Source organism: Streptomyces sp. NH27 (assembly GCF_056859195.1).
On record NZ_JACEGK010000988.1, the window covers coordinates 1 to 1040 of the forward strand.

The window sequence follows — 1040 nt, forward strand, 5'->3', positions numbered from 1 at the left end:
CCCACCCCCACCTCGAAATCCACCCCGAGTCCCGCCGCCGCACCGCCGCAGCCCGCGGCGTGGCCGACCCCCGCACCCCAGGCCGTGCGCAAGCCGACGCGGCACACCCGGACCGTGATGGAGACGATGCTGCTCACCACCGTGCCCGCCCTGCTCGCCGTGGCCGTACTGCGGCCGGGCTCCAACACCTACCGCCGGAACCGCTAGCGAAAGAGGGGGAGTTCACCCATGTCACAGTGGTTGGTGCTGGTCATCGCGATGGCCGCGGTGTGCGCCGTGGTGATCAGCGTCGTGGTGCTCAGGCAGCGCAGGATCACCGTCGACGACGACCCGTCCGAGACCCCGGACGTCATCGAGTACATGGTCATGATGATCGGCGTGGTCTACGCGATCGTGCTCGGCCTGGCCATCGCGGGCGTGTGGGAGGGCCGCGGTAGCGCGCAGGCGGACGTACTCGCCGAGGCGCAGTCCCTGCACGAGATCAAGGCCCGGGTGCAGGTCTACCCGGCCGGCGTACGGGACCAGGTGCGCGCGGACGTGGACGCGTACGCCTCCTACGTGGCCGACAAGGAGTGGCCGTACATGCGCAGTCATGACGAACTGTCGTCCAGGGCAACGCAGTTGATGAACAAGGTGCGCACCGACGTCACGCAGTACGACCCGAAGAGCGACCTCGGCCAGCAGGCGTACCAGCCGCTGTTGGACCAGGTCACCGCCGCGGATCAGGCCAGGACGACCCGCGGGCAGAACCTCGGGTCCACGATGCCGGGGATGGTGTGGTTCGGCCTGATCACCGGCGCGCTGGTGACGGTCGGGCTGATCTTCACGCTCCAGATCCGGCGCTCCGGAAGGGAGTTGCTCCTTGCCGGACTGTTCAGTGCGCTCATCGCGTTCCTGCTCTTCCTGATCTGGGACATGGACGCGCCGTTCGGCGACGGCCTGTCGGTCAGCGCGAGCGTCTTCCGGGAGATCGTGCTCCGGCAGTGAGCGGCGGCAAGAACGCCGTGGCGTGACGTGAAAGAGGGCGGTTCCCCCACCGG

Annotated in this window: 1 protein-coding gene and 1 pseudogene; both read left to right on the top strand. The window is 68.8% G+C overall.

Features of this window, described 5'->3' with window-relative positions; genetic code table 11:
- Nucleotides 1-207 (top strand): annotated as a pseudogene (locus AC13HU_RS37585) (metallophosphoesterase); the annotation flags it as partial.
- A gap of 21 nt (nt 208-228) precedes the next feature.
- A complete protein-coding gene (locus tag AC13HU_RS37590) occupies nt 229-987 on the top strand; it encodes a bestrophin-like domain (protein ID WP_483046492.1) in 759 nt (252 codons plus the stop codon).
- Nucleotides 988-1040 lie beyond the last annotated feature (53 nt).